Annotated in this window: 21 protein-coding genes, 2 tRNA genes and 1 pseudogene; 13 read left to right on the top strand and 11 right to left on the bottom strand. The window is 49.5% G+C overall.

From position 1 onward, the window contains the following. Nucleotides 1-7 precede the first annotated feature (7 nt). The 4 genes from ACEVG1_RS06155 to ACEVG1_RS06140 all read left to right on the top strand — a co-directional run bounded on the left by ACEVG1_RS06155 (nt 8) and on the right by ACEVG1_RS06140 (nt 5,702). Complete coding sequence (locus ACEVG1_RS06155) at nt 8-2,215, top strand: bifunctional (p)ppGpp synthetase/guanosine-3',5'-bis(diphosphate) 3'-pyrophosphohydrolase (protein ID WP_374742944.1); 2,208 nt, start codon at nt 8-10, stop codon at nt 2,213-2,215. A gap of 215 nt (nt 2,216-2,430) precedes the next feature. After that, nucleotides 2,431-2,937: a Fur family transcriptional regulator gene (locus ACEVG1_RS06150; protein ID WP_374742943.1), complete on the top strand. Its 507-nt coding sequence runs from the start codon at nt 2,431-2,433 to the stop codon at nt 2,935-2,937. A gap of 199 nt (nt 2,938-3,136) precedes the next feature. Continuing rightward, nucleotides 3,137-4,411 (top strand): adenylosuccinate synthase, encoded by a 1,275-nt coding sequence (locus ACEVG1_RS06145; RefSeq protein WP_374742704.1) that lies wholly within the window; start codon nt 3,137-3,139, stop codon nt 4,409-4,411. Between the two features lie 7 nt (nt 4,412-4,418). After that, the gene (locus ACEVG1_RS06140) at nt 4,419-5,702 is read left to right on the top strand and encodes an anthranilate synthase component I family protein (protein ID WP_374742703.1); all 1,284 of its coding nucleotides are present in this window, start codon (nt 4,419-4,421) and stop codon (nt 5,700-5,702) included. Here the strand turns inward: ACEVG1_RS06140 and ACEVG1_RS06135 are convergent. From ACEVG1_RS06135 to gldG, 7 genes are all read right to left on the bottom strand, one after another. Beyond that, nucleotides 5,699-7,003: a M16 family metallopeptidase gene (locus ACEVG1_RS06135; RefSeq protein WP_374742702.1), complete on the bottom strand. Its 1,305-nt coding sequence runs from the start codon at nt 7,001-7,003 to the stop codon at nt 5,699-5,701. The genes ACEVG1_RS06140 and ACEVG1_RS06135 overlap by 4 nt on opposite strands. Further along, nucleotides 6,993-8,240: a M16 family metallopeptidase gene (locus ACEVG1_RS06130; RefSeq protein ID WP_374742701.1), complete on the bottom strand. Its 1,248-nt coding sequence runs from the start codon at nt 8,238-8,240 to the stop codon at nt 6,993-6,995. Before ACEVG1_RS06130 ends, ACEVG1_RS06135 begins: the two co-directional genes overlap by 11 nt. A gap of 23 nt (nt 8,241-8,263) precedes the next feature. Beyond that, the gene (gene hemF, locus ACEVG1_RS06125) at nt 8,264-9,166 is read right to left on the bottom strand and encodes an oxygen-dependent coproporphyrinogen oxidase (protein WP_374742942.1); all 903 of its coding nucleotides are present in this window, start codon (nt 9,164-9,166) and stop codon (nt 8,264-8,266) included. 12 nt (nt 9,167-9,178) lie between these two features. After that, nucleotides 9,179-10,894, bottom strand: a complete 1,716-nt coding sequence (gene ggt, locus ACEVG1_RS06120) for a gamma-glutamyltransferase (RefSeq protein ID WP_374742700.1) — start codon at nt 10,892-10,894, stop codon at nt 9,179-9,181. Nucleotides 10,895-10,901: 7 nt separating this feature from the next. After that, nucleotides 10,902-11,909, bottom strand: coding sequence for an NAD(P)H-dependent glycerol-3-phosphate dehydrogenase (locus ACEVG1_RS06115; RefSeq protein WP_374742699.1), 1,008 nt, complete (start codon nt 11,907-11,909; stop codon nt 10,902-10,904). Between the two features lie 85 nt (nt 11,910-11,994). Further along, nucleotides 11,995-12,071: transfer RNA gene (locus ACEVG1_RS06110), tRNA-Arg, on the bottom strand. A gap of 47 nt (nt 12,072-12,118) precedes the next feature. Next, nucleotides 12,119-14,515: a gliding motility-associated ABC transporter substrate-binding protein GldG gene (gene gldG / locus ACEVG1_RS06105; protein ID WP_374742698.1), complete on the bottom strand. Its 2,397-nt coding sequence runs from the start codon at nt 14,513-14,515 to the stop codon at nt 12,119-12,121. 185 nt (nt 14,516-14,700) lie between these two features. Here gldG and ACEVG1_RS06100 point away from each other — a divergent pair. Then, nucleotides 14,701-14,788, top strand: a tRNA-Ser gene (locus tag ACEVG1_RS06100). 396 nt (nt 14,789-15,184) lie between these two features. On the opposite strand, the gene ACEVG1_RS06095 is transcribed toward ACEVG1_RS06100, so the two are convergent. Together ACEVG1_RS06095 and ACEVG1_RS06090 are read right to left on the bottom strand one after the other, a co-directional pair. After that, nucleotides 15,185-17,401 carry a DEAD/DEAH box helicase family protein gene (locus ACEVG1_RS06095; RefSeq protein ID WP_374742941.1) on the bottom strand — a complete coding sequence of 739 codons (2,217 nt, stop codon included), beginning with the start codon at nt 17,399-17,401 and terminating at the stop codon, nt 15,185-15,187. A 108-nt stretch (nt 17,402-17,509) separates the two neighbouring features. Next, nucleotides 17,510-18,153, bottom strand: a pseudogene (locus ACEVG1_RS06090) (DNA helicase); the annotation flags it as partial. A gap of 94 nt (nt 18,154-18,247) precedes the next feature. Here ACEVG1_RS06090 and ACEVG1_RS06085 point away from each other — a divergent pair. The 4 genes from ACEVG1_RS06085 (at nt 18,248) to ACEVG1_RS06070 (ending at nt 20,242) form a co-directional block, all read left to right on the top strand. Beyond that, on the top strand, nt 18,248-18,775 hold the full coding sequence (locus ACEVG1_RS06085; RefSeq protein WP_374742697.1) for a hypothetical protein: 528 nt from the start codon (nt 18,248-18,250) through the stop codon (nt 18,773-18,775). A gap of 4 nt (nt 18,776-18,779) precedes the next feature. Further along, a complete protein-coding gene (locus ACEVG1_RS06080) occupies nt 18,780-18,947 on the top strand; it encodes a hypothetical protein (protein ID WP_374742696.1) in 168 nt (55 codons plus the stop codon). A gap of 696 nt (nt 18,948-19,643) precedes the next feature. Further along, nucleotides 19,644-19,856: a DUF2281 domain-containing protein gene (locus ACEVG1_RS06075; RefSeq protein WP_374742695.1), complete on the top strand. Its 213-nt coding sequence runs from the start codon at nt 19,644-19,646 to the stop codon at nt 19,854-19,856. Beyond that, the gene (locus tag ACEVG1_RS06070; protein ID WP_374742694.1) at nt 19,856-20,242 is read left to right on the top strand and encodes a type II toxin-antitoxin system VapC family toxin; all 387 of its coding nucleotides are present in this window, start codon (nt 19,856-19,858) and stop codon (nt 20,240-20,242) included. The genes ACEVG1_RS06075 and ACEVG1_RS06070 overlap by 1 nt, the downstream gene beginning before the upstream one ends. 203 nt (nt 20,243-20,445) lie before the next feature. Here ACEVG1_RS06070 and ACEVG1_RS06065 read toward each other — a convergent pair whose 3' ends face one another. Further along, nucleotides 20,446-20,667, bottom strand: a complete 222-nt coding sequence (locus ACEVG1_RS06065; RefSeq protein ID WP_374742693.1) for a hypothetical protein — start codon at nt 20,665-20,667, stop codon at nt 20,446-20,448. A 98-nt stretch (nt 20,668-20,765) separates the two neighbouring features. Here ACEVG1_RS06065 and ACEVG1_RS06060 point away from each other — a divergent pair, with 98 nt between their 5' ends. Beyond that, complete coding sequence (locus ACEVG1_RS06060) at nt 20,766-21,374, top strand: YdeI family protein (protein WP_374742692.1); 609 nt, start codon at nt 20,766-20,768, stop codon at nt 21,372-21,374. A gap of 88 nt (nt 21,375-21,462) precedes the next feature. Here the strand turns inward: ACEVG1_RS06060 and ACEVG1_RS06055 are convergent, their stop codons facing one another. Next, on the bottom strand, nt 21,463-22,827 hold the full coding sequence (locus ACEVG1_RS06055; RefSeq protein WP_374742691.1) for a Gfo/Idh/MocA family protein: 1,365 nt from the start codon (nt 22,825-22,827) through the stop codon (nt 21,463-21,465). A 213-nt stretch (nt 22,828-23,040) separates the two neighbouring features. Here ACEVG1_RS06055 and ACEVG1_RS06050 point away from each other — a divergent pair, with 213 nt between their 5' ends. The 3 genes from ACEVG1_RS06050 (at nt 23,041) to ACEVG1_RS06040 (ending at nt 26,154) form a co-directional block, all read left to right on the top strand. Next, nucleotides 23,041-24,582: a CotH kinase family protein gene (locus ACEVG1_RS06050; protein ID WP_374742690.1), complete on the top strand. Its 1,542-nt coding sequence runs from the start codon at nt 23,041-23,043 to the stop codon at nt 24,580-24,582. Nucleotides 24,583-24,695: 113 nt separating this feature from the next. Continuing rightward, entirely contained in the window at nt 24,696-25,265 is a 570-nt protein-coding gene (locus ACEVG1_RS06045) for an HD domain-containing protein (protein ID WP_374742689.1), read from the top strand. A gap of 4 nt (nt 25,266-25,269) precedes the next feature. Next, nucleotides 25,270-26,154 (top strand): YitT family protein, encoded by an 885-nt coding sequence (locus ACEVG1_RS06040; RefSeq protein ID WP_374742688.1) that lies wholly within the window; start codon nt 25,270-25,272, stop codon nt 26,152-26,154. The last annotated feature ends 1 nt before the right edge of the window (nt 26,155 follow it).

Genomic DNA, 26,155 nt, shown 5'->3' with positions numbered 1-26,155 from the left:
GATATGTATGAAAGAGTTGGTGATTGACTTAGAAGCAGAGAGCAAAGAAATACGCAAACGGTACCGTGCGCTGTTGCGCGCCTGCAAGCCAACGCTGCAGCGCGGCGACAAACAGATGATACGCAAGGCGTTTGACATGGCGCTGGAGAGCCACAAGGATATGCGCCGCAAATCGGGCGAACCTTATATATACCACCCCATTGCCGTGGCTCAAATCGCGGCAGAAGAGATCGGATTGGGCACAACCTCCATTGTGTGCGCATTGCTCCATGATGTGGTAGAAGATACCGACATCACGTTGGAAGATATCGAACGTGCCTTTGGCAAGAAGGTCACGCGGATCATCGACGGTCTGACCAAGATTTCGGGCATATTTGACCCCAACAGCTCCATGCAAGCCGAAAACTTCCGCAAGATGCTGTTGACTTTGGCGGATGATGTCCGTGTCATCCTCATCAAGCTGGCCGACAGGCTGCATAATATGCGTACCATGGATTTCATGCCGCGCGACAAGCAATTGAAGATTGCATCCGAGACGTCCTACCTGTATGCACCACTAGCCCACCGACTGGGCTTGTATGCGATCAAGTCTGAGTTGGAAGACCTTTCCATGAAGTATACCGACCCAGATACGTATAAATTCATCGCCAAAAAGCTAAACGAAAAAAAGGCCGAGCGCGAACGCTTTATCCATAACTTTGTAGATCCTATCAACGAAATACTCAAAGAACAGGGCGTCAATGCAGCCGTCTTCGGCAGGCCGAAATCCATCTATTCGATATGGAATAAAATGCGCAAAAAATCGATCCCCTTCGAAGAGGTGTACGATTTGTTCGCCATCCGCATCATCATTGATTCCGAGCAGGAAAACGAGAAAGCGGATTGTTGGAAAGCCTATTCCATTGTGACGGACCTATATCGCCCCAACCCCGACCGCCTGCGTGATTGGGTATCCTCACCGAAAGCCAATGGCTACGAGTCGTTGCACACCACGGTGATGGGCCCCAAAGGCCAATGGGTAGAAGTGCAGATACGGACTATCCGGATGAATGAAATCGCCGAAAAAGGATTTGCCGCGCACTGGAAATACAAGGAATCCAATTCGGACAGCGGGCTGGATCAATGGATACAGAAAGTGCGGGAAATCCTTAGCAATCCGGAACCCAATGCAATGGATTTCCTCGACGATTTCAAGATGAATCTTTTCTCGGATGAGATTTTCATCTTCACCCCTAAGGGTGCGCTTATCCAACTTCCACACAATGCCACGGCACTCGATTTCGCATTTGAAATACACTCCGACCTTGGCGCCAGCTGTATCGGCGCCAAAGTGAACCATAAATTGGTGCCACTGAGCCATCACCTGCAAAATGGAGACCAAGTGGAAATCATCACCTCAAGCAAACAGACGCCCAAAGAAGACTGGCTCAACTTCGTGGTTACCGCCAAGGCCAAGTCTAAAATCAAATCCGCCCTGAAGGAAGAGAAAAGACGGGTAGCCGAAGATGGAAAAGAAATCCTCGAACGGAAGCTGAAATCATTGAAAATCACCTACAATACGGAAAACATCAATAAACTGACGGTATTTTTCAAGTTCCCTTCCTCACAGGATTTGTTCTACAATGTCGCAAAAGGCGATATCGACATCAAAAATCTCAAGGAATTTGCCCTCAACGAGAAGTCGGCCGAGCATCAAAACGGACAACAATTCAGTTCGCACATCAGTGGGTTGGTTGATAAAATCAACAAAAAAGATTACGAAACCCTGTTGATCGGAGACGACCTGCAGAAAATCGACTACACCTTGTCTCCCTGTTGCAACCCGATACCGGGCGACGATGTATTTGGCTTCATCACCGTCAATGATGGCATCAAAATACACCGCACCAACTGCCCCAACGCAGCCAAACTGATGGCCAATTACGGGTATCGCATCGTCAAGGCCAAGTGGACGTCGCAAAAAGAACTTGCCTTCCTTACCGGCCTGCGTATTGTCGGTATAGATGATGTGGGTCTCGTCAATAAAATCACGAAAGTGATTTCGGACGATTTTAAGGTGAATATCCGCTCCATCACCATTTCGAGCAACGATGGTATTTTCGAAGGGTCTATTATGATATTCGTCAATGACACCGCCCACCTCGAAAACCTCATCAAACACCTCAAACAAATCAAAGGAATCACCGGCATTACCCGCTTCGACTCCAACAATTGATGCTGAGCAGGATGTTTGTATATCAAGGCGATATTGCGTAAATTTCATCTGTAATAACTTTTTCGCCAGCGGCAGATGAGAGGTCGCTAACTGCAAAGCAATCATGAGCACCGATGAAAGCAGATTGCTGCGAATAAACTTGCTTTATATGCCGTGGATGTAAACTTGCATATGAAGGCAACTTTAGCTAAATTTGTAGAATTAACTTTCGGATGATGACTCAAACGGAAAACTACCAAACGGTAAAAAAAATTTTCGAAGCGTACCTGGAAAACAAGAGTCTACGCAAGACCCCCGAGCGCTACGCCATTCTGGAGGAGATTTACTCCAGGAATGACCATTTTGATGTGGAATCGCTTTATATCCACATGAAAAACAAAAAATACCGCGTAAGCCGGGCTACCGTATACAATACGCTCGAGCTGCTGGTTTCCTGCGATCTGGTGACCAAACACCAATTCGGCAAAAACATGGCCCAGTTTGAGAAATCATATGGTTACAAACAACACGACCATATTATCTGTATCGAGTGCGGTAAGGTTGTGGAGTTCTGCGATCCGCGCATCCACCAGATACAAAGTATGGTGGGCGGACTCCTGAAGTTCGAAATCAAGCACCATTCGCTGAATTTATATGGGGTCTGCAGCGATTGCTCGGAAAAGAAGGGAACCGAACCATCAGCATCCTCCGCAGCCAAAAACGAATTGGTAGCCATCCATTAACTGCTGGGTGTGGTGCTATCACACCCCCTAACCAGGCGAATTGACGCACGGTGCTTACCTTTTCGATTTTAGGGGGCTAGAATTTCAAAATAATGTTAGATTTGCCTCAAATTTGGTATGCTTTCCAACCGCATCGCAGCGTATGGAGTGCCTGCCGATTCATTCGATAATGTTTTTAATTTTTCAACGCTGATAAACTATGCAAGTTGATGTGCTTCTGGGCCTGCAATGGGGCGACGAGGGGAAAGGCAAGATTGTGGATGTACTGTGTCCGAACTACGAGATGATCGCCCGCTTCCAAGGGGGGCCCAATGCCGGGCATACGCTGGAGTTCGATGGCCAAAAGTATGTATTGAACACGATCCCCTCGGGCATTTTTAACAAAGGCACCCTCAACCTCATCGGCAACGGTGTGGTTATCGATCCGATAACGCTGAAGAGGGAACTGGATACCCTTAAGAAAAATGGCTTCGATCCGGTAGCGGATGGTAAACTGGTCATCGCCCGCAAAGCCCACCTTATCCTGCCCACCCACCAATTGCTAGATGCAGCTTCGGAAAGCAAAATGGGCGCCGGTAAAATCGGTTCCACGCTGAAAGGGATCGGCCCGACTTACATGGATAAAACCGGACGGAACGGCTTACGCGTTGGCGACACCACCCTACCCGACTTCATGGAGCGCTATCAACGGTTGGTCGAGAAGCACAAATCCATTCTATCCCATTACGGAGAAATCCCTGATTTCAGTGAACGTGAACAGGCTTTTCTCGCAGCCATTGAGTTCCTCAAGACCATTCCGCATGTTGATAGCGAACACTTAGTGAATCAGTACCTGCGCGATGGAAAAAGCATCCTTGCAGAAGGTGCACAAGGCACCTTACTGGATATCGATTTCGGTTCCTACCCCTTTGTCACCTCGTCCAATACAACCACGGCCGGTGCTTGCACCGGGCTTGGCGTTTCACCAGCCAAAATCGGGCGGGTCATCGGTATCTTCAAAGCATACTGTACCCGCGTGGGCGGCGGCCCCTTCCCAACGGAACTAGCGAATGAAACCGGTGAAAAACTACGACAATTAGGCCATGAGTTTGGAGCCACCACCGGACGCGCGCGACGCACCGGGTGGATTGACCTACCCGCGCTCAAATATGCGGTAATGCTCAATGGTGTCACCGAGTTGGTGATGACCAAAGCCGATGTGTTGAGCGGATTCGACACCATCCAAGTGTGCACCCATTACCTCCAAAATGGCGAAAAAATAGATTACATGCCCTACGATATCATCAGCGTTCCACCCGAACCGGTATATGAAACGCTGCCCGGCTGGCATGAAAATCTATGCCATATTACCGAGCCCGGCCAAATTCCGCAAACGCTCCAAGATTACATCGCCTATTTGGAGCGTCACCTCGGTATACCGATCCGGTACCTCTCGGTAGGCCCCGATCGTATGCAGACACTGGTGTTGAGTTAGCAGCACCATGGTATCGTTAGCGTGCCACCTGGACGATAGTGAGGTTTTCATACAAAAAGCGCTGCAATGGGCGGCGCGGTTTGACCACGTTTGCTACCTCGATTCCAACGGCTACCGCGATAACTATGGTAACATCAATGTGTTTATCGCCGTGGGTGCCGTCGCATCTTTTGTATCAGATGGCGGCAAAGAAACGTTCCGTTCATTGCAGCAATTCCTCGATGGCTACCCAAATACATGGGTACCCGGCTACTTAGGATACGACTTAAAGAATGAATTAGAAGACCTCCACTCCCAGCACCCTAACCGTACAGGCTTTCCGGATGCCTGTTTCTTTGTACCTGAGTACACGCTGCTTATCGGTCAGTTCAATGCAGAGATCAAGGGGAACGACCCCCAACGTATTGTCAAACAAATCCATCAAACCCAACTGGTAGAAGAACCACCCGGGTTTGAGGGGCGGTTGAAATACCGGATGAACAAAACGGCGTATTTTGCTGCGTTTGCCGACTTACAGCGCCACATCCGCCAGGGCGACGCGTACGAGGTAAACCTCTGCCAAGAGTTTTATGCAGAAAAAGCGAAACTCAACCCGCTCGCTACGTACCGCCGGCTCAATGAGGTTTCGCCCACCCCCTTTTCGTGCTTTTTCAAATTCGGGCACCACTATATCCTATCCGCTTCACCAGAGCGCTTTTTGTCAAAGAACGGCAACACCTTGCTCTCCCAACCGATAAAGGGAACGGCGCCACGGGGAAAGGACGCCACCGAGGATGAGCGGATAAAAGCCATGCTAGCTGCCAACCCCAAAGAAATCAGCGAAAATATAATGATCGTCGATTTGGTACGCAACGACCTGACGCGGAGCGCTACGCCCGGCACGGTAAAGGCCTCCCACTTACTGCAAGTCCATAGCTTCAAGCAAGTCCACCAGTTGATTTCCACCGTCACCTGCCAGATACGCGACGGCGTGGGTATCTTGGAAACACTTCAGCATACGTTCCCGCCGGGATCGATGACCGGCGCTCCCAAAATCAGCGCGATGAAACTGATCGATCGGTATGAAAACAGCCGCCGGGGCGTATATTCGGGCGCATTGGGCTACTTCAGCCCGCAGGGCAACTACGATTTCAGTGTGGTTATCCGTACCTTGTTATACAACGCCGAAAACGGTTATCTATCGTTCCATACAGGTGGAGCCATCACCGACAATGCAGACCCCGAGAAGGAGTACAACGAGTGCTTATTGAAAGGGAAAGCGTTGTTTGAGGTGCTTAAGAGCAATTCTTAATGGTTAATTCTGTCAGCCATTTTCCCAACAATCACCTTCACCATCCCGTTATAATCCAAGTAGGCATTCGCCAGTCGCTGTACTTCCGCTGGCGTAATGGCATTGACCACATCCGTATAATAATCGTAATAATCCAGATCCAGTCCCGAAAAAAGAGCGTTTTTGAATTTGTCTGCGTGTGAAAACACATTTTCCAGGCTGCCGAGCATGGAGCCCATCAGATAATTGCGCACCAGCGTCAATTCGGCTTCCGGCACCGGCTCATCACGCAATCGTTGTATTTCCTTTTGAATCTCCACCAGCGTCGCTTCCGTCGCCTCCACGCCTACCTCCGAAGCGATGGTAAAAAAGGCTCCGTACCTGAGCGACGCCAAACCTGAGCCTATATTGTAGGTATATCCCTTATCTTCACGGATATTGGCCATCAGCCGGGAGCCGAAATAACCACCTAGCAACGTATTGACCACGTGCAAGCCGGGGTAGTCTCGGTGGGATCGTCTAATACCCGGACCGCCAAGCCGGATCGCAGATTGGAGCGCATCCGCCCACTCTACGAAAATAGGTTCCGTTGCCGAAACGGGCGGCATCGTGGGTATCACATCCACAGCCATGGGGCTTTCGCCCGTTTGCTGCCACTGCCCGCCAAACAACTGTTCCAGCATGCGCACCACCTCGTCCGTTACTTTCCCGGCCACCACCAATGTGCCGTTCTCCGGCCGGTACTGCCGGCCAAACACATCCAGCAGCCTGCTGCGGTCAATGCCCTCGTAATCCTTGGCGCTCGGCGCATACCCATACCGGGTGGCACCGAATACCGCACGGTGAAACTCCCTGCGCGCCACGAAACTGTTCTTCTTCAGGGATACCTGTAGCTTCTGTACGGCGTTACGTATAAAGGTAGCCAATTCCTTTTCAGGGAAGATCGAATCCGTGAGGACTTCCTTCACCAGGGGCAGTAGTTTAGGAAGGTGCCTATTGAGTGAAAATAGCGTCAATGCAGACTGATCGAAACCAAACGAAGGCATCAGGAACGCACCATGGAAATCCACTTGCTCAGCAAGTTGGGCACTGCTGTGGGTAGAAGTACCTTCCAACAACATATCGCAGACACAGTTGTTCAACAACGTTTGGTTTTCGCCCGTAAAAATGTTATCAAAAATCCACTCAACCCGTACCAGCTCCTGTTCGCCGGAATCGAAAATAAAAACCTTCAGTCCATTCGGAAACGTGAGCTGTTGGGGCCTGATCAAATCAAACCCGGTGGTGGCAAAATGCGCGGGCGCGTTCGTTCTATTGAGCATGGTTATCGGCTAAATAAATCAAGGTAGATGAATTTTCCTTCCTAAACAGTTGCTGGGCTTGCCGCTGGATGTCTGTTTCCGTTACCGCCAGGTAGCGCGCCGTTTCGTCATTAAACCAGTTGGCATCGCCCAGCAGTTCAAAATAAGCCAGGTTCATGGCTTTTTCCAAGATGGCCATTTCTGCAAAGACCATGGTCGACTCCATCTTATTTTTCACCGTTTCCAGTTCATAAGGCGCTATCGGGTCGGTGCAAAGCAATGCCAGCTCCTGCCAGATAGCCTCCTCGGCCACTTCCATGGATACATTCGGCAATGGCTTCCCTTCTACCACCAATAGACCGCGATCTATACTTCCTGTTTGGTAAGCGTTGATCTCGCTGAACAGTTCCTTTTCTTTTACCAAGCGGCGGTACAGCCTGGATGATGGTCCCTGCGAAAGAAGGTCGGTGATCAGATCGACCACATAATACCCGTCATCGTGCCGCGCCGAGCCGTGGAAAGCGATGTAAATAGCATGCTGCGGCACGTCAGCGCGTACGGTTTCGCGGCGGGCCGCTTGCTGTTCAGGCTCCTGCGGCAGGCAGCGGCGGTGCTTCTTCGCAGAAGGGATCGGGCCGAACCATTTTTCGGCAAGCTCTTTTACCTCAGCTGTTTCAACATTTCCCGCCACCACCAAACAAGCATTTGACGGCGTGTAGTAGGTAGCAAAGAAGTTTTTTACATCGTCCATTTCCGCATGCTCGATATGGGCGAGTTCTTTACCGATGGTAGCCCAGCGGTATGGGTGTACCTGGTAGGCCATGGGCCGTAGCCGTAGCCACACATCGCCATAGGGTTGGTTGAGGTAACGTTGCTTGAACTCCTCGCACACCACATTACGCTGTACGTCGAGGCTCTTCTCACTGAAAGCTAAGCCCAACATCCGGTCACTTTCCAGCCAAAATGCGGTCTCGAGATTAGCCGCCGGCAACGTGATGTAATAGTTGGTGATGTCGTTGGTGGTGAACGCGTTGTTCTGTGCCCCAGCAGCTTGCGATGGGCCGTCGAAGTTGGGTATATTGATGGAGCCGCCAAACATCAGGTGCTCAAACAGGTGCGCGAAGCCGGTCCGGTCGGGGTTCTCATCCCGCGCACCCACGTCGTATAGTATGTTAACCACTGCCATGGGCGTAGCATTATCCTGATGCACCAATACGCGCAGGCCATTGGCCAGTGTAAATCGGTCGAAAGAAACCATCCGTTATCTTATATAATACATTGTTATTGTTCCAACCAATCCACACCCTGCCTCAGCATGGAAAGGGTAAACGCCTCCGCACTTCCCGGAGCTGCCTTGAAATCATACACCCATTGGGCTTGTGGGGGCAGGCTCATCAAAATGGATTCGATGCGACCGTTTGTTTCCAGTCCGAACTTCGTCCCCGCGTCATAAACCAGGTTAAACTCCACGTACCGGCCCCGTCTCAGGTATTGCCACTGTTTCTGTTGCTCCGTAAATGTCTTATGGCGGTTCCTGCCCACCAATTCCGAATAGATGGGCACGAAAGCATTGCCCAAACCGCACGAAAATTCAAAAATATCCGACCAGGGCACCGCTGCCTTCTCAGGCGTAAGCCGATCGTAGAAAACCCCTCCTATACCGCGCGTTTCCTGCCGGTGCTTGATGTAGAAATATCGATCGGCATGCGCCTTGAACGCAGGGTAGAATGCTGGGCTGTAGGCATCGCAGACACTTTTCAGCGATCGATGGAAATACGAAGCATCTTCCGGCTGTATATAATGCGGAGTCAGGTCGATGCCACCGCCAAACCAGCGGACGTTGTCATTCAGTTCGAAGTAGCGGATGTTCATGTGGATAATCGGCACGAAGGGATTGTAGGGGTGGATCACAATGGAAACCCCCGTTGCGAAGAATTGTTCATCATCCACCTTAAAGGCTTGCTTCACCGCTGCTGGCAATACACCATGCACGGCCGAAAAGTTCACCCCTCCCCGCTCAATCACATTCCCCTGTTGGATAATCCGGGTACGGCCACCACCCCCACCGTCGCGCTGCCACAATTCTTCTGCGAAGGTAGCACCGCCATCCAACGCCTCCAATCCGCTGCAAATCACATCCTGTATCGCTCTGTACCGCTCGGCTATCTGCTGTTTATCCATAATCCCTGTACTGTATCAATAACCTACTGCCACGTCATCTCCACGGGGGTCTGCCCCACCTTGCAGGGTACCATCCGGCAACACCAAGATCGCATCCACCCGGCCGATGGCTTGTCTATGGACCAATTGGTAGCCCGTGGTTGTGAGGGCATGGCGTACCGGCTTGCTCACGGCCTCTTTTTCTACTGCCACCTCATCAGGCAACCATTGGTGATGGAATCTTGGCGCCGATACCGCCTCCTGCATATCCATCCCAAAATCCACCACATTGAGGATGGTCTGGAACACCGAGGTCATGATGGTAGACCCGCCGGGCGTACCCACCACCATAAACAGCTGCCCGTTCTTCTCAAGGATGGTAGGCGTCATGGAACTCAACATCCGTTTGCCCGGTACGATCGCATTGGCTTCACCGCCGGTAAGTCCAAACATATTCGGTGCGCCCGGTTTTACCGAAAAATCATCCATTTCATTGTTCAACAAAAAACCCGCGCCTGCCACCACTACCTGCGAGCCGTATGAGCCGTTGATGGTCGTTGTAATGGCTACCGCATTTCCGTTTTCATCCACAATGGAAAAATGGGTCGTTTCTTCACGTTCCATTTTAGGCAGCTCGCCCGCATAGATATCACTGCTGAACGATGCATGGCGGAAATTCATATTACGCATCCGCTCTGCATTATAAGCCGAGTCGATAAGCATCTCCCGTGGCACGTCATAGTAATCCGGGTCGCCCAAATGTGTGGCCCGATCGGCATATACCCGGCGCTCGGCCTCGATCATCACCCTCATGGTCGAGTCGCGTTGGAATCCCCACTGCGAAAGTGGATAGTCTTCGACCGATTTGAGCATGGATATGAGTGCGATGCCGCCGCTGGATGGAGGGGGCATGGATGCCACCCGGTATCCCCGGTAGGTCGATACGACCGGCTCCCGCCACTTGGCCTCGTAGTTTTTCAGGTCTTCATAGCTGATGATGCCATTGCCATTGTCCATTTCCTCAACGATGCGATCTGCCGTCTCGCCCTCATAGAAACCTGCCCTGCCGTGCTGGCTGATCAACGCCAGCGTATGCGCCAGCTCCGGTTGCACCAATGTATCGCCCGCTTGCCAGGCCGTTGCTTTTACGAAAGCAGTCCCTTCGGGGTTGTATTTTTCGAAGTTCTCCTTCCTGCGGTTAAGCTCACCCGCTTGCATTTCCGTTAGGGCAAATCCTTCCTGTGCCAAGCGGATGGCCGGCCGCAGCAAAGTGACCCAATCCAGTAGTCCGTACCGATCATGGGCTTTTACCATCCCGTCAACAGATCCCGGCACGCCCGAAGCCAACTGACCACGCAAACTCAGGTCCACGATCGGGTTGCCTGCTTCATCGAGGTACATATCGGTTGTCGCTGCCCCCGGTGCCGCCTCGCGGAAGTCCAGCGAAGCAAACTCGCCCTTGGCGCTACGGTATACCATAAAGCCACCGCCTCCGATGTTTCCCGCGTTGGGATATACCACTGCCAATGCGAACTGCACAGCCACCGCCGCATCTACCGCATTGCCACCGTCTTTAAGGATCTGCAAGCCCACGGCGGACGCCTCGGGGTGTGCGGTTACCACGGCAGCATGCTCGTACGATGCCGGTGCCGTTTTATCGCTCGGTTTGTCGCATGATATGGCGAGCGAACAAACGAATGCCGCAATTAGGGTGCAGGCCTGTGGGCTATTCGGGATTAGGGTATACCTCATGGTTCAATCACGTTAATTTGTCGGCTAATCGTTTCATTTCAGCAGCTGGTTGTTGTTGCTCATACAGCACCCGGTATACCGCGTTACAGATGGGCAGTTCAATCACATGCTTACGGCATATCTGCTGGATGCAGTTGGAGGCGTAGTAACCCTCGGCCACCATATTCATTTCCAATTGGGCAGATTTGACGGAATAACCCTGGCCAACCATGTTTCCAAAGGTACGATTCCGGCTGAATTGCGAATAAGCCGTTACCAGTAGATCACCCAGGTAAACGGATTCCTTGATGTCACGTGCAATCGGATGAACCACATTGACGAACTGCGCCATCTCCCGTAAGGCATTCGATACCAGTACTGCTTGGAAATTATCCCCAAAACCAACACCACGGCATATCCCCCCCGCCACTGCATAGATATTTTTCAGCACCGCGGCATACTCCGTGCCGTAGATGTCGTCAGATACATTGGTTTTGATATAACGCGTACCGATCAATGAGGCTACCTCGGCTGCAACATCCACGTTTTGCGATGCCACCGTGAGGTACGAAAGTTTTTCGAGCGACACCTCCTCGGCATGGCACGGACCGCCAATCACGGCAATATTGCCAATGGGTACGTGGAAATGCTCCTGGAGATAGTCGCCGACAATCTGATTCTCGTCGGGCACGATTCCCTTGATAGCCGATACGACAACCTTACCCCGCAGCATTTCCGGCGTAATGCCGTGTAACGCATCTTTCAAAAAAGCGGCCGGTGTATTCAATATTAAGATATCGGCGTGTTCCACGACGGTACGCACATCTACATGGATATGACGTTTGGGTATTTTCACGGTAACAGCGCTCAGGTAGTTGGGGTTATGGCGGTAGGTACGGATGTATTCGGCCGTTTGCCGGTTGCGCACCCACCAGTGCACGGTCTTATCCGCCTCGTTATCACCCAGCATCTTCACCATGGCCGTTGCCCAGCTCCCACTCCCTATTACGCCAACCACTCGTTTTTTAGATTCCATAAGCGATTATCATCCGGTTTCGGCAAATGCTACAGTTGCCGGCCGTTAACAAAAAAGCCCCTCAATTCAACATCAAGAGGCTCGATGGTACGCCAATCAGGATTCGAACCTGAGACCGACGGTTTAGAAAACCGTTGCTCTATCCAGCTGAGCTATTGGCGCATCCAATTTCCGGTGCAAATTTAGTCAAAATTGTTAGAATATATAAACTATAAATACTTCCGTTTCCGTACCCGGTGTTGGCCTATCGCCACCAGCAGCAACAGCAGGCAGGGTGCCAGCACATTGGCAGCCTGCCAGAAAACACGGTTCTCCCGCACCTGCACCCCGTTCAATAGCCGTAGTTTCAATTCCTTTGCCCGTAGGTCGATAATCGCGCCGTCATCGGTAAGGTAGTCGACGGCGTTCAACAGGAATACCTTGTTGCCATACTGCTGCTCGGTATACCGGTCCCACCCCAGGGGATAGGGCGATCCGTCGGTGGGGTTCACCTGGCCACTGAGCACATCGCCATCAGCGATGGCGATCATCTTGGCATGTTTTCCGATCCGGGGTGCGGTGCCTCCCTCCGGGATCCCCGCGGGAACCGGGCGATCGGCGAAAACCGATGGAAACTCGCCCTCCAACAAGGCCGCCACCACCCGCGGCTGGTTTCTGAACGATTCGGGATCGGGCTGCTCGGCCGCCATCTGCAAGGATATGGTAGCCGGCACGGGCAGTATGCGCGAAAAAGGTGAGGATGTGAGCAATACCGTTTTCTTTATGCCCGGCACGGCAATGGTATCCAGGGTACCGGCAAATTCACTGCGTATGCCATCCAGCTTCCTCACAATCGGCTGGTTGTCATTGGGTATAAAAACAGGATAGAACGGCCATGGAGCCAATTCAATGGCTGCCTGACTCGCCGTTCCTCCCACGGTGAGGGGTATCTTCGCACTGCTCAGATCGGCAACCAGGTCGTAGTTAAACCGCATACCATAGGTAAAAAGCAGGTCATCGAGACGGAGGTGCCGGGCTACCGCTGTTTGCTGCCCGCTGGTCCGCAAACTATCTAAGCTGGCGTCCAACTGGTCGATGGCCCACAGCACACTGCCGCCTCCCATCACGTAACGGTCTATCTTGTACTTTTCCGCTTCCGAAAACGGCTCAATAGGTTTGGCAATGATTAGCGCCTTCAATTTGTCGAGCCCGTCTATGGAGATGCTGTCTAAATTCACAAACCCCACCTCATAACTGCTCATCAGACTTTGTATGGCATCATAAAGCACCACATTGTCCGGCTCGCCGTGCCCTTCGGTAAAACCAATGAGCGGTCTTCCACCGCTGGTGGCCTTCCGAATGGCCGAAACCAACGCATACTCGAGATTTTGAATCGAATTGTTCAATGCCGTTTCGTGCGCGTGTACCATCCGGTTTTGCAATAGGTTCACGGGGATATCGGTGTCTCCATGCGTCACCAATGCAGCGGGATAAACCAGCCGTTGCGAGAAGCCCGCCTCTGTGCGCACACTCAAGTTCGTCGGCATGATACCATGTTGCGCCAGTAACTCCGTATTTTCGCGCTGCTGCTGTGCGTTTCCGTCAAGGGGATCGACCACCGCAAAGCTCAACTGCCCGGCGGAATACCCCCTCAAGTCGCGTAGCATATCGGTAGTCGCCCGTTTCAGCCGCTCAAAGCCCGCGGGTAAATCGCCATCCAAGAGCACCGTAACGTGTAGCGGCTCGTCAAGCGCCCTTACAGTCTGGATGGCAAGCGGCGAGAGCGTAAACCGCCTGTCTGCGGTAAAATCGATCCGGCCAAAGAACCACGAGGCAAATAGATTAACAACGAGTGCCACGGCCGCAACCAGCCCGATGCGCGTGGCCATCCATTTGGCAGCGTACCGGTCGCGCAACAACCACACATAAGCCGCCGCCAGGAAAACAAATACCACACTTGCGAAATAAACAAGGTCGCGGCTATCCAGCACACCCCGACTGATGGCATCAAAATGAGACTGGATACCAAGCAGGGCGATATGGTAGGCAACCGCTGAAAACAGGGATAGCCCGCTTACCGATTCGAACGCGTAGAAAAGTATAAAACAACCGAAAAAGGCGGTTAGGAAGGCCAGGACTACATTCCGGCTGAGCGAAGACGCAAAAACACCTATTGCACAAAAAGCGGCACCCAATAGAAACAAGCCCATATACGACCCGATAACCGCACCGGCATCTACATTTCCCACGGGCGTAGCGAGTTGGTAGATGGTTATATAGTAGAGCACAGTGGGTATCAGCGCAAATAGCACGACGGTAAGTCCGCCCAGGAATTTACCCAGTAATATGTGGTACAACCGTATCGGCCGGGTTAGCAGCAATTGCCAGGTGCCGTCATTTTTTTCGCCCGCGATGCTCCGCATGGTAATGGCCGGGATGAAGAACATGAAAAGGTAGGGGGTCAACTGGAAAAACCCGTCGAGCGAAGCATAGCCGTGCGCCAAAATGCTGGTGTCCGGGAAGACCCACAACAGTAGACCGGCAGCTAACAGGAACAACCCGATGGCGAGGTAGCCGGTCAATGAATTGAAAAAAGTAGCGATTTCTTTTATATAGATGCTGCGCAAACCCGTTGACTTTTGATGGTTCGAAAATAGGAAAACAAGGCGACATCGCAAATAAGTATGGCAAACCGTCGGCAAGCAATGGCCGGTGCTATTACCTATCATTTATATTCCCTTGATAATGTAGCTATTGCTGAAAAAAGCACAATTGAATTTGCAAAATGTACAAGAGTTCGTACTTTTGCGCCGGAAGGTTGGCAGAGTGGTCGAATGCGGCGGTCTTGAAAACCGTTGACTGTCAAAGGTCCGGGGGTTCGAATCCCTCACCTTCCGCCACCCAAAATGAAGCCCGGCTATTGCCGGGCTTTTCTGTTTAAAGAGGCGAGCCAAGCGTGCTTGAGCGAAGCCAGTTAAACAGAAAAAGGAATGAGCGTAGCGAATGGCTTCATTTTTGGGTGAAGCCCCCCTTAAGTGATGGCTGCAGCCTTTGGATGCGGGTGTGAGCGATGCAGCCAATCCCTCCCCGTCCGCGGAAAAACCTTCATCGAAAGATAGGTTTACGTTAGGTTAAAAAAGGCATGTGTATGAGCGAAAGCAGCTTCCCGAAGGATGAGGGACGGTTGATTGAGCGAATACGCTTGCCGTGGGTTCCCGGAAGTGGGTGAATGAGATTAGCGAGTGTCGCAGCGGTCGAATGAACCGACTGGAGGGAGGGGCCAAACAGATTCCCTGCTAAACAAGCCGTTCTTCCAACAATGATTTCCAACCTACAAACCCTTTGTCAGGGTCAGCATAATCATGCAGGATGCGACTGAAATTTTGCGGTGCGTTTTCAATAAAGGACTGTCTCCCTTTTTCCCGAATGATTTGCAGATCTTTATCAATCTTGCCAACGGTTTCAATAAGCGAGTTTCTGTTTTTATCCGTATGCCAAACGTAGCTTGCCTCTTCTGTATCCAACGTCTCAAGCACAATATGGTATTGCTTATCGCCGGAAAGAAGAAATACGAAGGAAAACGGACTGAGTACAAAACGTATCTTCATCAATTGGCTTTCGTGAAGGTCCGCCAAAAACTGTACCTGCCGGGAATGTTTATATGTCCGCTGCTTCAGGATGTCGTTCAGCAAATCCTGCGCATTGGAATAAATATTTTGACCGTCCTGAAGTTGGTCGGAAGTCAGTATGTTTTGCTTCTGAAACGGAGGTTTACCCAGCAATCCTTTGTTTAGGAATTGAAATTTTACCCCTTCTACGATTTCCTTGTTGATCCGTTCAACTTCGTCAGAAGCCGCCGATTGAGCAACCAGTTTACCGTATTCAAATTCGGCAAACAGATGCACCACGATATGTTTCGATTTCAGCGCTTTGACGAAATAAGGTTTCAGCACATCAAATTCAGGTCGCATTTCCATGTTTTCGACTTGAAATTCCAATATAATATGCATATCGGCAACTTCATAGCTAAAAGCTGCATGGCCATAATGGAAAGTTAAATCGGCGATCGCTACCCTGATGGTTTTCTCCAATGTAAACACCCTATTGGTTTGCGGCTGGTAATCGGATTGCGGCTCACTGAAAAGCGTAGCCTGTTTATCGATTTTCCGATAGTATGTGTTCCGCTTCAAAAAGAGCTTATCCAGGTAATCAATCCGATGATCCCGGTAGTCATAGATCGTCGGGTTGATTTCCGACCGCTGCACACGGCCAATATACTGGATCAATTTCCCATGGAATGAAAATGGATAAGCCAGGAACAACGTGCTGATATGTTGGATATCCGATCCTTCTCCAAAATATTGACCCGTGGTAATGAGTACCTGGAAATCACCGGCAGTTAATGTCTTCCATTTCGACTTTTTGCCGCTGTCCGAATCGTCGCCGCTTAATGTAATCGTCTCATAATATTGCTTCAACAGTAAATGGAGACTATCGATGTGTTCCTTCCGCTCCGTAATGATTACTGCTTTCTTACCCCGGTTCAGCTCCGCGGCCACGTCACTGACTATAAGGGTATTCCTTGACGTATCGTGGATCAGAATTTGGGAAAGCGTTTCAAAGCTATCGGTCTTGGAATTGTAAGGTACGTCTAAGTCCGTGTTCCGGATAACGACGTACGCCCGTTTGTATTCTTCAATCTCTTCCGGTCTGATTTCCGCGATGATTTCTCCCAGATGGGCAAAGATGAATTCATCGTCATTATACTTTCGGAATGGTGTAGCTGTCAGCCCATAACAATACCTGCAATTCAGGGATTCAACCGTATTCCGATAGGATTCCGCGGGAATACGATGGCACTCGTCCACGATAATGGTTCCGAATTTTTCCCAGATATTTTCCAGATACTTGGGCAAACTTTGTATAGTGGCCACGGTCACCTTTGCGCCAAGCCTCATCTTTCCTTGTCCAATAATGCCGACTTCCTTCTTCGGGATTCCCAAAAAAGCTTCGATACGGTCAACCCATTGATCCAACAACTGTTTACGATGGACAATGATCAGCGCAGGCTGTTTTTTGTCCGCGACAATCTTAAGCCCCATGACGGTCTTACCGGCTCCGGGCGGCGCGACGATGACACCGATGTCTTTCTTACTCACCGATTCGACAACATACCGCTGGTGCTTTCGCAAACTCGCTTGGAACACGAATTCTACCTGAGCCAGCTCCACCCGGTTATCGATAAAATCATGTGTTATCTGCATCTCCCTGCAAAACCGGATCAGCTTTCCGATGAAACCTCTCGGCACGATGATTTCATGCTCCGTTTCGTTGACCAACTTAAAGAAACGTGGTGTTTCAAATGTACTTTTACCACTTTTCTTTTTGACGATGAATGCGGAATTCGCGAAGTTAAGTTCATCTTTCAAAAAGCTGACCAACGGCTGGGGAATCGCTGGGCGGTTCAATCGAACGGTATTCTGCAGCGTAATGGTCAGTTTCCCGGAATGCATCGGAATAATTGTATCGCTGGCATTTTCCGTTTTCAAAAGCGCCAGCAAATCATCTAACTGGCTGGTGGCTATTCGCTTTACAGTTTTCAGAAAACCAAACTGATTTGCAACCGGCGCTAGCGTTGCTGGATCCAGGAAGCAACTGTTGCCCTTTTCGAAAGCCGGTTTGAACAACGGCAACGCAATTAAATTTCCGAAACCTTGGCCGACAGGAAATCCTGGTTAGGGAACAACCGGTCGAAACTTGACCCTTTGTCAAATTTGGAAAAGGCCCCTGATTCTTCTAGAACAGTAATAAACAGCTTCCGGCTTCTTACCGCCGGGTAGAGTTTGTCGAAAAAAATCCAGACGTGGCCACCGTTTCCGGAACGTGAACGCTCCAGGTATGCCGGTATGGCTCTCGTCGTACAGGCTTCAAGAAATCTCAAGGCCTCCCGTTGCCAATCCGCTTTATCAAAATCAGCCACCAAAAACCAAGAAGTATTATCCTTAAGTAATGGATAAATCCCGATCTGCTGTTCGCCTTCCAAATGCCTGGCTATTTCTGAATCGGACAACAGACGATGGGTCTTGTGTTGATAGCTTTGGAACGAACCACCATTTGTCTTATGCAGGCGATAATGGTAGGGATCATAACTATAGGCCCGCATGTAACCGCTTTTATTGCCCTTTTCCCAACGCACCGCAAACACATCTTCCCGCCCCTTAAAAAGTGCACGAAAAACATCTATATCCTCGGGTATGAAGTTCATGTTACTTTTTTTTTGCGGGAACAAGGTAATAAATTATACGTTTATGGGATTCTGCGAATCTTGTGTATAACAGCAATTTTAAGTAAATTTGTATATGGCCGACAAGGAGTATATTGAACAAAGTTTTATCATTGATAGGCTTACGAACTCGATACTGAATACGATTTCAGGTGATAGTTTCCAAACGGAAGTAGCACAATTGAGTTTGGTTGACTTGAAAATCTTGACCAAAAAGAATGGATGGAATTTTGACTGGAAGGCGGAATTCAGGGATATGAAGAAAGAAGTGTATAAATTGACAATTGTCAATAATCCTTCAATTATCCAGGGGATGTTAAGTCTAACGATAGAGCAAGACCATGTCTTTATGAATTTGTTGGAAAGTGCTCCGTTTAACATCGGCAAGAATAAGCTCTACGAGGGTGTGGCTGGGAACTTGGTGGCCTATGCGTGTAAAGTGTCTTTCCAGAAAGGATATGAAGGTTTTGTGGCATTTACGGCAAAGACGCAACTGATAAAGCATTACGAAGAAACACTTAGGGCATACCATTTTAAAAATCAGCGGATGATTATAAATAGTGAGCCGGCAAAATTTTTAGTGGACAAATATTTTAAAACGTAGCGTGATGAGTTTAATTAAGGAACCCAAAGGTATCGATTTCGTTATCGAAAGTAAGCCGCTTTCGGATACGGAAAGAAAAGAAATTAGTGAATATATTAAGCAACAGAAACTGAAAAAGAAGGTGACCACTCGCGCCTCGAAAATCAAAACGGCATTAAAAACGCATGTTTAGGGCATTATACGCTGCAAATTGAGCGATGAAATAGTTGTTTTCTTGATTGTGCAAAGAAGACTTTGACATTTAAAATAACTTCACAATCCTCGATGAGTGTTTGACTTTCCTCAACTTACCAAAGTTGAAAAAGAGGCATAATCTGGTTGAAATTCTGGCATGTTTTTTCCCTATTTCTTTCCTTTCGTTGTTATATCGTTGATGGCAATTGTGGTTTTTTGCCCTTCAAAAAGCATCAATAATTGAACAAGGGGTTCGATTGGAGTCCCTGACACCCCGCCAGCCCAAAGAAAGCCCTCTCGTTTAAAACGAGGGGGTTTTTCGTTTTCGGGCTTTCGTGAGCTTGCTCAGAGAAAAGCAGAAAATGAAACCGAGATGTAAATAATATTGACCCACAGGGCAATCATTATTTACATCGAGCTCTCATCAGCCGATAAAGAAAAATAATTAGATGAAAAAAGAAATGAGCAAAGCGAATGGCTTTATTTGGGTTGAAGCCTTTTTTGCGGGAACAAGGTAATAAAACTTTCATGACGCACAGTCAAGAAAGCTCTTGATGGCCGATGAACACAAACACGTTCAGAAAAAATTATACGTTTGTGTCTTTCGTGAGACGATCAGTAGTTATGCTTAATAGATTCTTTTTCAGCAAGCTAAAAAAGCTTATATTTGTATTCATAGCACAATCATTATACGATGGATAGCTTGTTATTATATAAAAAATTGAACCATTTGCCTGATACCATGAAGGCCGAGGTAGCAGATTTTATTGAGTTCCTTGAACAAAAGGCTAAGAAAGGAAAGAAGAAGGTCGATAAACCTGTTCCCAAATTTGGCAGCGCTAAGGGCTTGTTTGTGATGCACAATGATTTTGATGAGCCGCTGGAAGATTTCAAAGATTACATGTAATGGCAGGTAATTTATTGGATACCCATGCATTTATCTGGTTCATCAATGGAGACGAAGCGTTATCCTCGAAGGGACTGGAAGCCATTGAAAAGCATCCAGACTCAAATTACGTCAGTATAGCCAGTCTATGGGAAATTGCTGTAAAAATCAGCCTGGGCAAATTAGACATCAAACAACCATTTTCCAAGATTGCTGATGAAATCACGAAAAACGGCTTTCAGCTTTTGCCTATTGGGTTTGAAGACGTTTTACAGGTTACAGCACTCTCTTTTTTTCACAAAGATCCATTTGACCGTCTAATCATCGCCCAAGCTATTACCAATAGATTGCAAGTCATCTCAAAAGATCAATACTTCACCGAATATCCGGTTAATGTGATTTGGTAAAACTTGTAAAGCGTTGACTTAGGATACTTTGAGTTACTCAGCTCTGATAGGGGAATTAAGCGACAATAACACCCCCCGGGGTTTGCATCCGATACAGCAAAAAACTATTTTGACAAAAAATTCTAGTCATGTTCAAAAAGCATCAATAAACGAACAAGGGGTTCGAATCCCTCACCCCACCACCCAAAATAAAGCCCTCTCGTTTAAAACGAGGGGGTTTTTCGTTTTCGGGCTTTCGTGAGCTTGCTCAGAAAAAAGCAGAAAATGAAACCGAGATGGTATTGGTCCTGTTGGCGGCTGTCCATATCTACTGGTTGTTTGGAGGGCGGTGGGCCTGGGATGCCGCCGTCCCAACCGATGGGAACGGCCGGAAGCTGTTCCGACCCGGCGGGGTGGCCACCCCCGATATCCCTGGCCTTAGCCATCAGCCATTGGATGCTTTACGCCCTCGCTTGAGACCCGGTCTGGCCCGGAAAGGTAAGGTCCTCCGTATAGGATTATTGTGTATATTTGGGAATACGCTGTGAGCATACAGCGCGGAAAGCACCATGATATGACTGAATCAAATATTATTCCGATTGTGGAATTTCAAACAGCCGACGCATTTGAAACATGGCTGGCAAAACATCACCATGACCCAAACGGGCTTTGGCTTAAAATATTCAAGAAGGATTCCGGGAAAAAAACCATCAGCTATGCGGAAGCACTTGATGTAGCGCTTTGCTACGGTTGGATTGATGGTCAGAGGAAGGCATATGACGAACAGGCCTGGCTGCAAAGATTTACCCCACGGAGAGCAAAAAGTATTTGGTCCAAAGTAAATATCGGGCATGTCGAGAGATTGATCAATGCAAGGAGAATGCGGCCTTCGGGGTTAAAAGCCATCGAAGAGGCAAAAGCGGACGGTCGTTGGGAAAACGCATACGATTCCCCGAGCAAAATGGTTATACCGGAAGATTTCCTGAAAGAACTTAGCAAAAACAAAAAAGCGGAAGCGTTTTTTAGGGGCCTCAATAAGACCAATCTTTTCTCCATCGGGTTTCGCCTCCAGACGGCAAAAAAACAAGAGACGAGGGAAAAGCGCATGAAAGAAATCATCGAAATGCTGGCAAGGGGTGAAAAATTCCAATAAATGATTTGGCTAGATAGCGACAACGATAGACCGGAATTGCGGTCCCTAGAAGGAACGCAAATCGGAGCTATAGGCACCGATATTGTTTTCACACCACCTCCGGAACGATAAAAGGTGACCGGTATTCGCGGGTTAGCAGCGCGTCGGCTTCCGGATCGTTGATGAATTTCATGGCTACCGGATCGAAATCCAGTGTTCGCCCCACGCGATACGCAATATTGCCAAGATGGATGAGCGCACAGGAATAGAATCCTTCCCTGATGTCTCCTTTTGCCAATTTCTGGTCGTTGTACCGGATTGCATCGATAAAATTCGCATAGTGGTTACCGAAACCTTTTCCATTTTCCCCTGGCTCCTTCTCATCGCCCATAAATGCTTGCCATTGATTGAGGTTTTTAGTCAGGTAGCCTTTCGATCCAAAAAACAAGTTGCCTACCTCATTAGCCGAACTCACCATATACGTGTTGTCATTCGGGTTTTCCCCGCTTATTCCTTCGGAATTTGAAAGCCAATGGCGAACCTCAAATTGCAGGAGCTTTTTCGCGTCGCCCCCACCCCGGGCGTTTGGAAATTCAAAGACGGTGAGTTGCGTATTGGGTGTTTGCTGATCATCATCAAACATGAAATGGCCGCCAATTGAGCTGATCCTCGTAGGCAACGTAACATGAAGCCCCCACCGGGCAATATCGATCTCATGAACCCCCTGGTTGCCGATATCGCCATTTCCGTAATCCCAGTTCCAATGCCAGTTATAGTGAAAGCGGTTTTTCGAAAACGGGCGTTCGGGCGCCGGCCCCAACCACAGGTCATAATCTACGCCCGGAGGGATCGGTTCGTCTGGCGTGCGCCCGATGGTATTGCGCCGTTTATAGCAAATGCCTTTGGCCATGTACACTTCACCCAGTTTCCCGCTATGCAGAAAATCGGCCATGCTTTCCGCACAGGGGTTGCTCCTTTGCTCCGCCCCATCTTGTACAATGACCGAGTACTTTTCTGCGGCCTCCACTAACTTACGGCCTTCGTAGATGTTATGGCAACACGGCTTTTCGACAGAAACATGTTTGCCCGCTTGTATTGCCCATATCGCGGCCAACGCATGCCAATGGTTCGGTGTCACAATGGAAACGGCATCGACCTCCTTATTTTCATACAAGACGCGCAAATCGGTATATGTCTTTGGCTTTTCCAGTCCCTTGTCCACAAAGTGCTTTTTGATTCGGGGCTCAAACAAATGCTGATCGATGTCGCATAGCGCGGTTACCCGCGCATTTTTGAGCTTGGAGTAACCCTCGATGTGGTATTGGCCCATTCCGCGTATGCCAATGACCCCCACGTTGACCCGTTCGTTGGACCCAAGAATTGAGGCGTAGGATTTTGCACTCATGCCAGCCGTTGTCAATGCCGCACCGGTGGCGCCAATCATACCTTTGCGGATAAATTCCCTTCTTTCCATAGATTAATCAGGTTTAATGAAATGAGTTAGTTGCACTTCGCTTAAACCGTAAAGGTACACCTTTAATGTTATTTATGCCCAACGTAACCGAATTTCGGGAGCGGGCATAATTGTTGTAATTAAAAAACTACAAAAGAAAATATAGTCACGTCCGGTCACACATTTTGCAAAAAACTGTGTTGAGATTCGCATAAAATTAATTGTAACAAAATCATGACCAAACACAAGAACATTGCCCTATTCTTATTGTTCGTCTCGGCCACTTGGTGCTGGCAGGGTTGCGCCAAAGGTCCAGCCGAACCCGACACACCGATAGAGGTTAAAGACCTTTTGTCTTTTTCGTTCCCGAAAGACAAGAATCCCGGCCTTGCCTTTACTATCGGCACACAGATCAAGGACGATACGATCTACGCGCGTACGTTCGCGGGAACGGACATCAGCAAACTAGTGGCCGATTTTACGCACGACGGACAAGACGTGGCCGTCAACGGGGTTGTACAGCAAAGTGGCGTGACGCAGCAAGACTTTCGAAGTCTGGTGAAGTACGTGGTACGCCACGCCAGCGGCGGGGAACATTCCTACACGGTTAAATTCTCCGACACGGGGTTACCTGCGTTTTACCTCTCCACAGGAGGCCAGGAGATTCTCGACAAGGAAAATTACGTAAAGGGTACGTATCGCGTAGTGAGGGGGTTTACGGGTGAAGCCCTGCACGAAGGGGACGCGGATGTAAGGGGACGGGGGAATTCGACTTGGAACATGCCCAAGAAGCCGTACCGGCTGCGGCTCGGTACGGCCGCTGAATTGTTGGGGATGCCCTCAAACCGCCATTGGGCGCTGATGGCGAATTACGCCGACCGATCGCTGATACGCAACGACGTCGCCTTTGAGATCAGCCGGCGGCTGGGGTTGGAATACACGCCACGCCAGCAATACGCCGATTTTTTTCTGAACGGGGAGTACATGGGCAACTACAATGTCACCGAGCACATCCGGGAAGGGGAGCAACGCGTGAATATCGACGAAGAAAATGGCGGCTACATGCTGGAGGCTGATGGATTTGGATATTCAGAACCCGTATTCTTTGAAACGCCCCGGGAAATGCCCATTACGGTCAAATACCCCGGAGACGGCGACATCACGGCATTACAATTTGACTACATAAAAGATTACTTCACGGCCTTTGAGGACGCACTTTTCGCTGACAACTTTGCAGATCCCGAGGCAGGCTATCAACGGTACCTGGACCTTACCACATTCGTGAACTACTACCTCGCCAACGAAATTGCCGGAAATAGCGATCTATATTGGAGTATGCGGATGTATAAGAAAAGCGCTTCGGATCCGTTGATTTATATCGGGCCTGTGTGGGACGTCGATTTGGGCTTCAACAATGACAATCGGATAGGAGACGCGGTGAAGAAACTGATGCTGACGGATGCGCACGCCCCGAAACAGTGGATAGCAAGAATAGCGGAAGACCCAAATTTCCGCCGCGCAGTGCGTACGCGCTGGAATGCCGTGAAGGCCGATCTTGCTACGATAAATCAATACGTCGATCGTCAGGCCAACCTTTTATCGTATAGTCAGGTCGGCAACTTCCAACGCTGGGATATCCTGCAAGAGCCGAACATCCATTTCAACTGGTATGTAGGAAATACGTATCAAGACTACGTGGACTTCATCAAAACCTATTTGACCGAGCGTATCGCTTGGCTGGATACGGTGTATAATGGCAGCGGGTTTGCCGATTAGATGAATGCCTCTTTTCTTTTTACGTTAATCAAATCGCTATGCGTTACCGTGATACGGTTCGGCTCAGGTGCAATCCGATTAATTTGATATATTAGCGACCGAAAAAATCCAATATGCAACTCGACTTGGCTGAACGGTACGTTATGAAGCGGTTGGCGGACGAGCTTTCGCCCGACTTGACCTACCATAACCTTGCCCATACGCAAGATGTATATTCGGCAACGAAACGGATCGCCTCACAAGAGGGTATCCGCCATCCAGACCTGCAGTTGCTGCTCACCGCCGCCCTGTTCCACGATGTAGGTTTCCTCATCAGCGCAAAGGGCCACGAAATCCATTCCTGTGCGATTGCCCAGCGGGTATTGCCTTCATTCGGCTACACGGATGCCGATATTTCACTGATCTGCAAACTGATTATGGCCACCGAAATACCCCAACGGCCCACACGGCACCTGGAAGAGATCATCTGTGATGCCGACCTGGATTACCTGGGCCGCGACGACTTTTTCGATCGCAGCCAGTTGCTTTACGAAGAAATGCGCAAATTGGGCACCGTAAAATCGCAGCACGCATACGACGAACTCCAACGTTCGTTTTTGGGAAATCACCGGTATTTCACGGCGACATCCAGGGGGCTCAGGAACAAAAAAAAAGAAGAGAATTACAACAAGCTAATTGCTTAACCGAATGGAAATAACCATAAAGAATAACCAATGGCGGGCCATCGCCCGGGATGTCATGTATGTCGTCTGCGGCGTACTGTGCTGCGGGTTTGCCTTAAAAGGTTTCCTCATACCCAACCACTTCTTCGATGGCGGCATGACCGGTATCGCACTGCTTATCCACGAAATATACGGCGTGAACATTGCCTACGTCATTGTACTGGCCAATTTACCGCTCATCATCATGGGTGCCTACCAGGTAAACAGGCAATTTGCGTGGAAAACGCTGGGCTGCGTTGTCTTGCTGGGCATCTGCCTGCTATATGTGCCCTACCCTCCCATTACTTCCGATAAACTGTTGGTGTCTATATTCGGTGGTGTATTGATGGGGTTAGGTGTCGGCCTTGCCATGCGCGGGGGGTGTGCACTGGACGGGATCGAAGTGCTTGCGCTCTACACGTTGCGGCGGAGCAGCTTCACCATCAGCGAGATCATCCTCGGCATCAACATCGTTATCTTCCTTATCGCCGCCGTCCAGTTGGGACTACCCACTGCTTTGTACTCTATTTTGACTTATTACACGGCCTCTCGGAGCATCAGCTTTGTCATCGAAGGACTGGAGGAATATACCGCCGTGAACATTATTTCTTCGAAAAGCGATGTCATCAAAGAACGGTTGGTCAACGAGATGGGCAAAGGCATTACCCTTTATAAAGGCGAACGTGGATTCCTCAAAGGGAGTTTTGATGTAAGCCATCCGGTCGACATCGTATTCACGGTGGTCACACGGTTTGAAGTGAGGCGGCTCAAAGCCATGGTGAGGGCCATCGATCCGCAGGCGTTTGTGTATACCCACACCATCAAAGAGGTGGCTGGGGGCGTACTGAAACGACGTGCCCGCGAACATTGAG

It is taken from the genome of Parapedobacter sp. 2B3 (assembly GCF_041925275.1).
Lineage (GTDB): Bacteria > Bacteroidota > Bacteroidia > Sphingobacteriales > Sphingobacteriaceae > Parapedobacter > Parapedobacter pyrenivorans_A.
The sequence above is the reverse complement of the archived record's forward strand: the minus strand, read 5'-3'. Positions and strand labels throughout refer to the sequence as shown.

Excerpts from the sequence above, each read along its gene's own strand:
- ACEVG1_RS06155 (WP_374742944.1), top strand. The coding sequence starts at position 8 with ATGAAAGAGTTGGTGATTGACTTAGAAGCAGAGAGCAAAGAAATACGC.
- ACEVG1_RS06150 (WP_374742943.1), top strand. The coding sequence starts at position 2,431 with ATGACTCAAACGGAAAACTACCAAACGGTAAAAAAAATTTTCGAAGCG.
- ACEVG1_RS06145 (WP_374742704.1), top strand. The coding sequence starts at position 3,137 with ATGCAAGTTGATGTGCTTCTGGGCCTGCAATGGGGCGACGAGGGGAAA.
- ACEVG1_RS06140 (WP_374742703.1), top strand. The coding sequence starts at position 4,419 with ATGGTATCGTTAGCGTGCCACCTGGACGATAGTGAGGTTTTCATACAA.
- ACEVG1_RS06135 (WP_374742702.1), bottom strand. The coding sequence starts at position 7,003 with ATGCTCAATAGAACGAACGCGCCCGCGCATTTTGCCACCACCGGGTTT.
- ACEVG1_RS06130 (WP_374742701.1), bottom strand. The coding sequence starts at position 8,240 with ATGGTTTCTTTCGACCGATTTACACTGGCCAATGGCCTGCGCGTATTG.
- ggt (WP_374742700.1), bottom strand. The coding sequence starts at position 10,894 with ATGAGGTATACCCTAATCCCGAATAGCCCACAGGCCTGCACCCTAATT.
- ACEVG1_RS06115 (WP_374742699.1), bottom strand. The coding sequence starts at position 11,909 with ATGGAATCTAAAAAACGAGTGGTTGGCGTAATAGGGAGTGGGAGCTGG.
- ACEVG1_RS06095 (WP_374742941.1), bottom strand. The coding sequence starts at position 17,401 with ATGCATTCCGGGAAACTGACCATTACGCTGCAGAATACCGTTCGATTG.
- ACEVG1_RS06085 (WP_374742697.1), top strand. The coding sequence starts at position 18,248 with ATGGCCGACAAGGAGTATATTGAACAAAGTTTTATCATTGATAGGCTT.
- ACEVG1_RS06080 (WP_374742696.1), top strand. The coding sequence starts at position 18,780 with ATGAGTTTAATTAAGGAACCCAAAGGTATCGATTTCGTTATCGAAAGT.
- ACEVG1_RS06075 (WP_374742695.1), top strand. The coding sequence starts at position 19,644 with ATGGATAGCTTGTTATTATATAAAAAATTGAACCATTTGCCTGATACC.
- ACEVG1_RS06070 (WP_374742694.1), top strand. The coding sequence starts at position 19,856 with ATGGCAGGTAATTTATTGGATACCCATGCATTTATCTGGTTCATCAAT.
- ACEVG1_RS06065 (WP_374742693.1), bottom strand. The coding sequence starts at position 20,667 with ATGGCTAAGGCCAGGGATATCGGGGGTGGCCACCCCGCCGGGTCGGAA.
- ACEVG1_RS06055 (WP_374742691.1), bottom strand. The coding sequence starts at position 22,827 with ATGGAAAGAAGGGAATTTATCCGCAAAGGTATGATTGGCGCCACCGGT.
- ACEVG1_RS06050 (WP_374742690.1), top strand. The coding sequence starts at position 23,041 with ATGACCAAACACAAGAACATTGCCCTATTCTTATTGTTCGTCTCGGCC.
- ACEVG1_RS06045 (WP_374742689.1), top strand. The coding sequence starts at position 24,696 with ATGCAACTCGACTTGGCTGAACGGTACGTTATGAAGCGGTTGGCGGAC.
- ACEVG1_RS06040 (WP_374742688.1), top strand. The coding sequence starts at position 25,270 with ATGGAAATAACCATAAAGAATAACCAATGGCGGGCCATCGCCCGGGAT.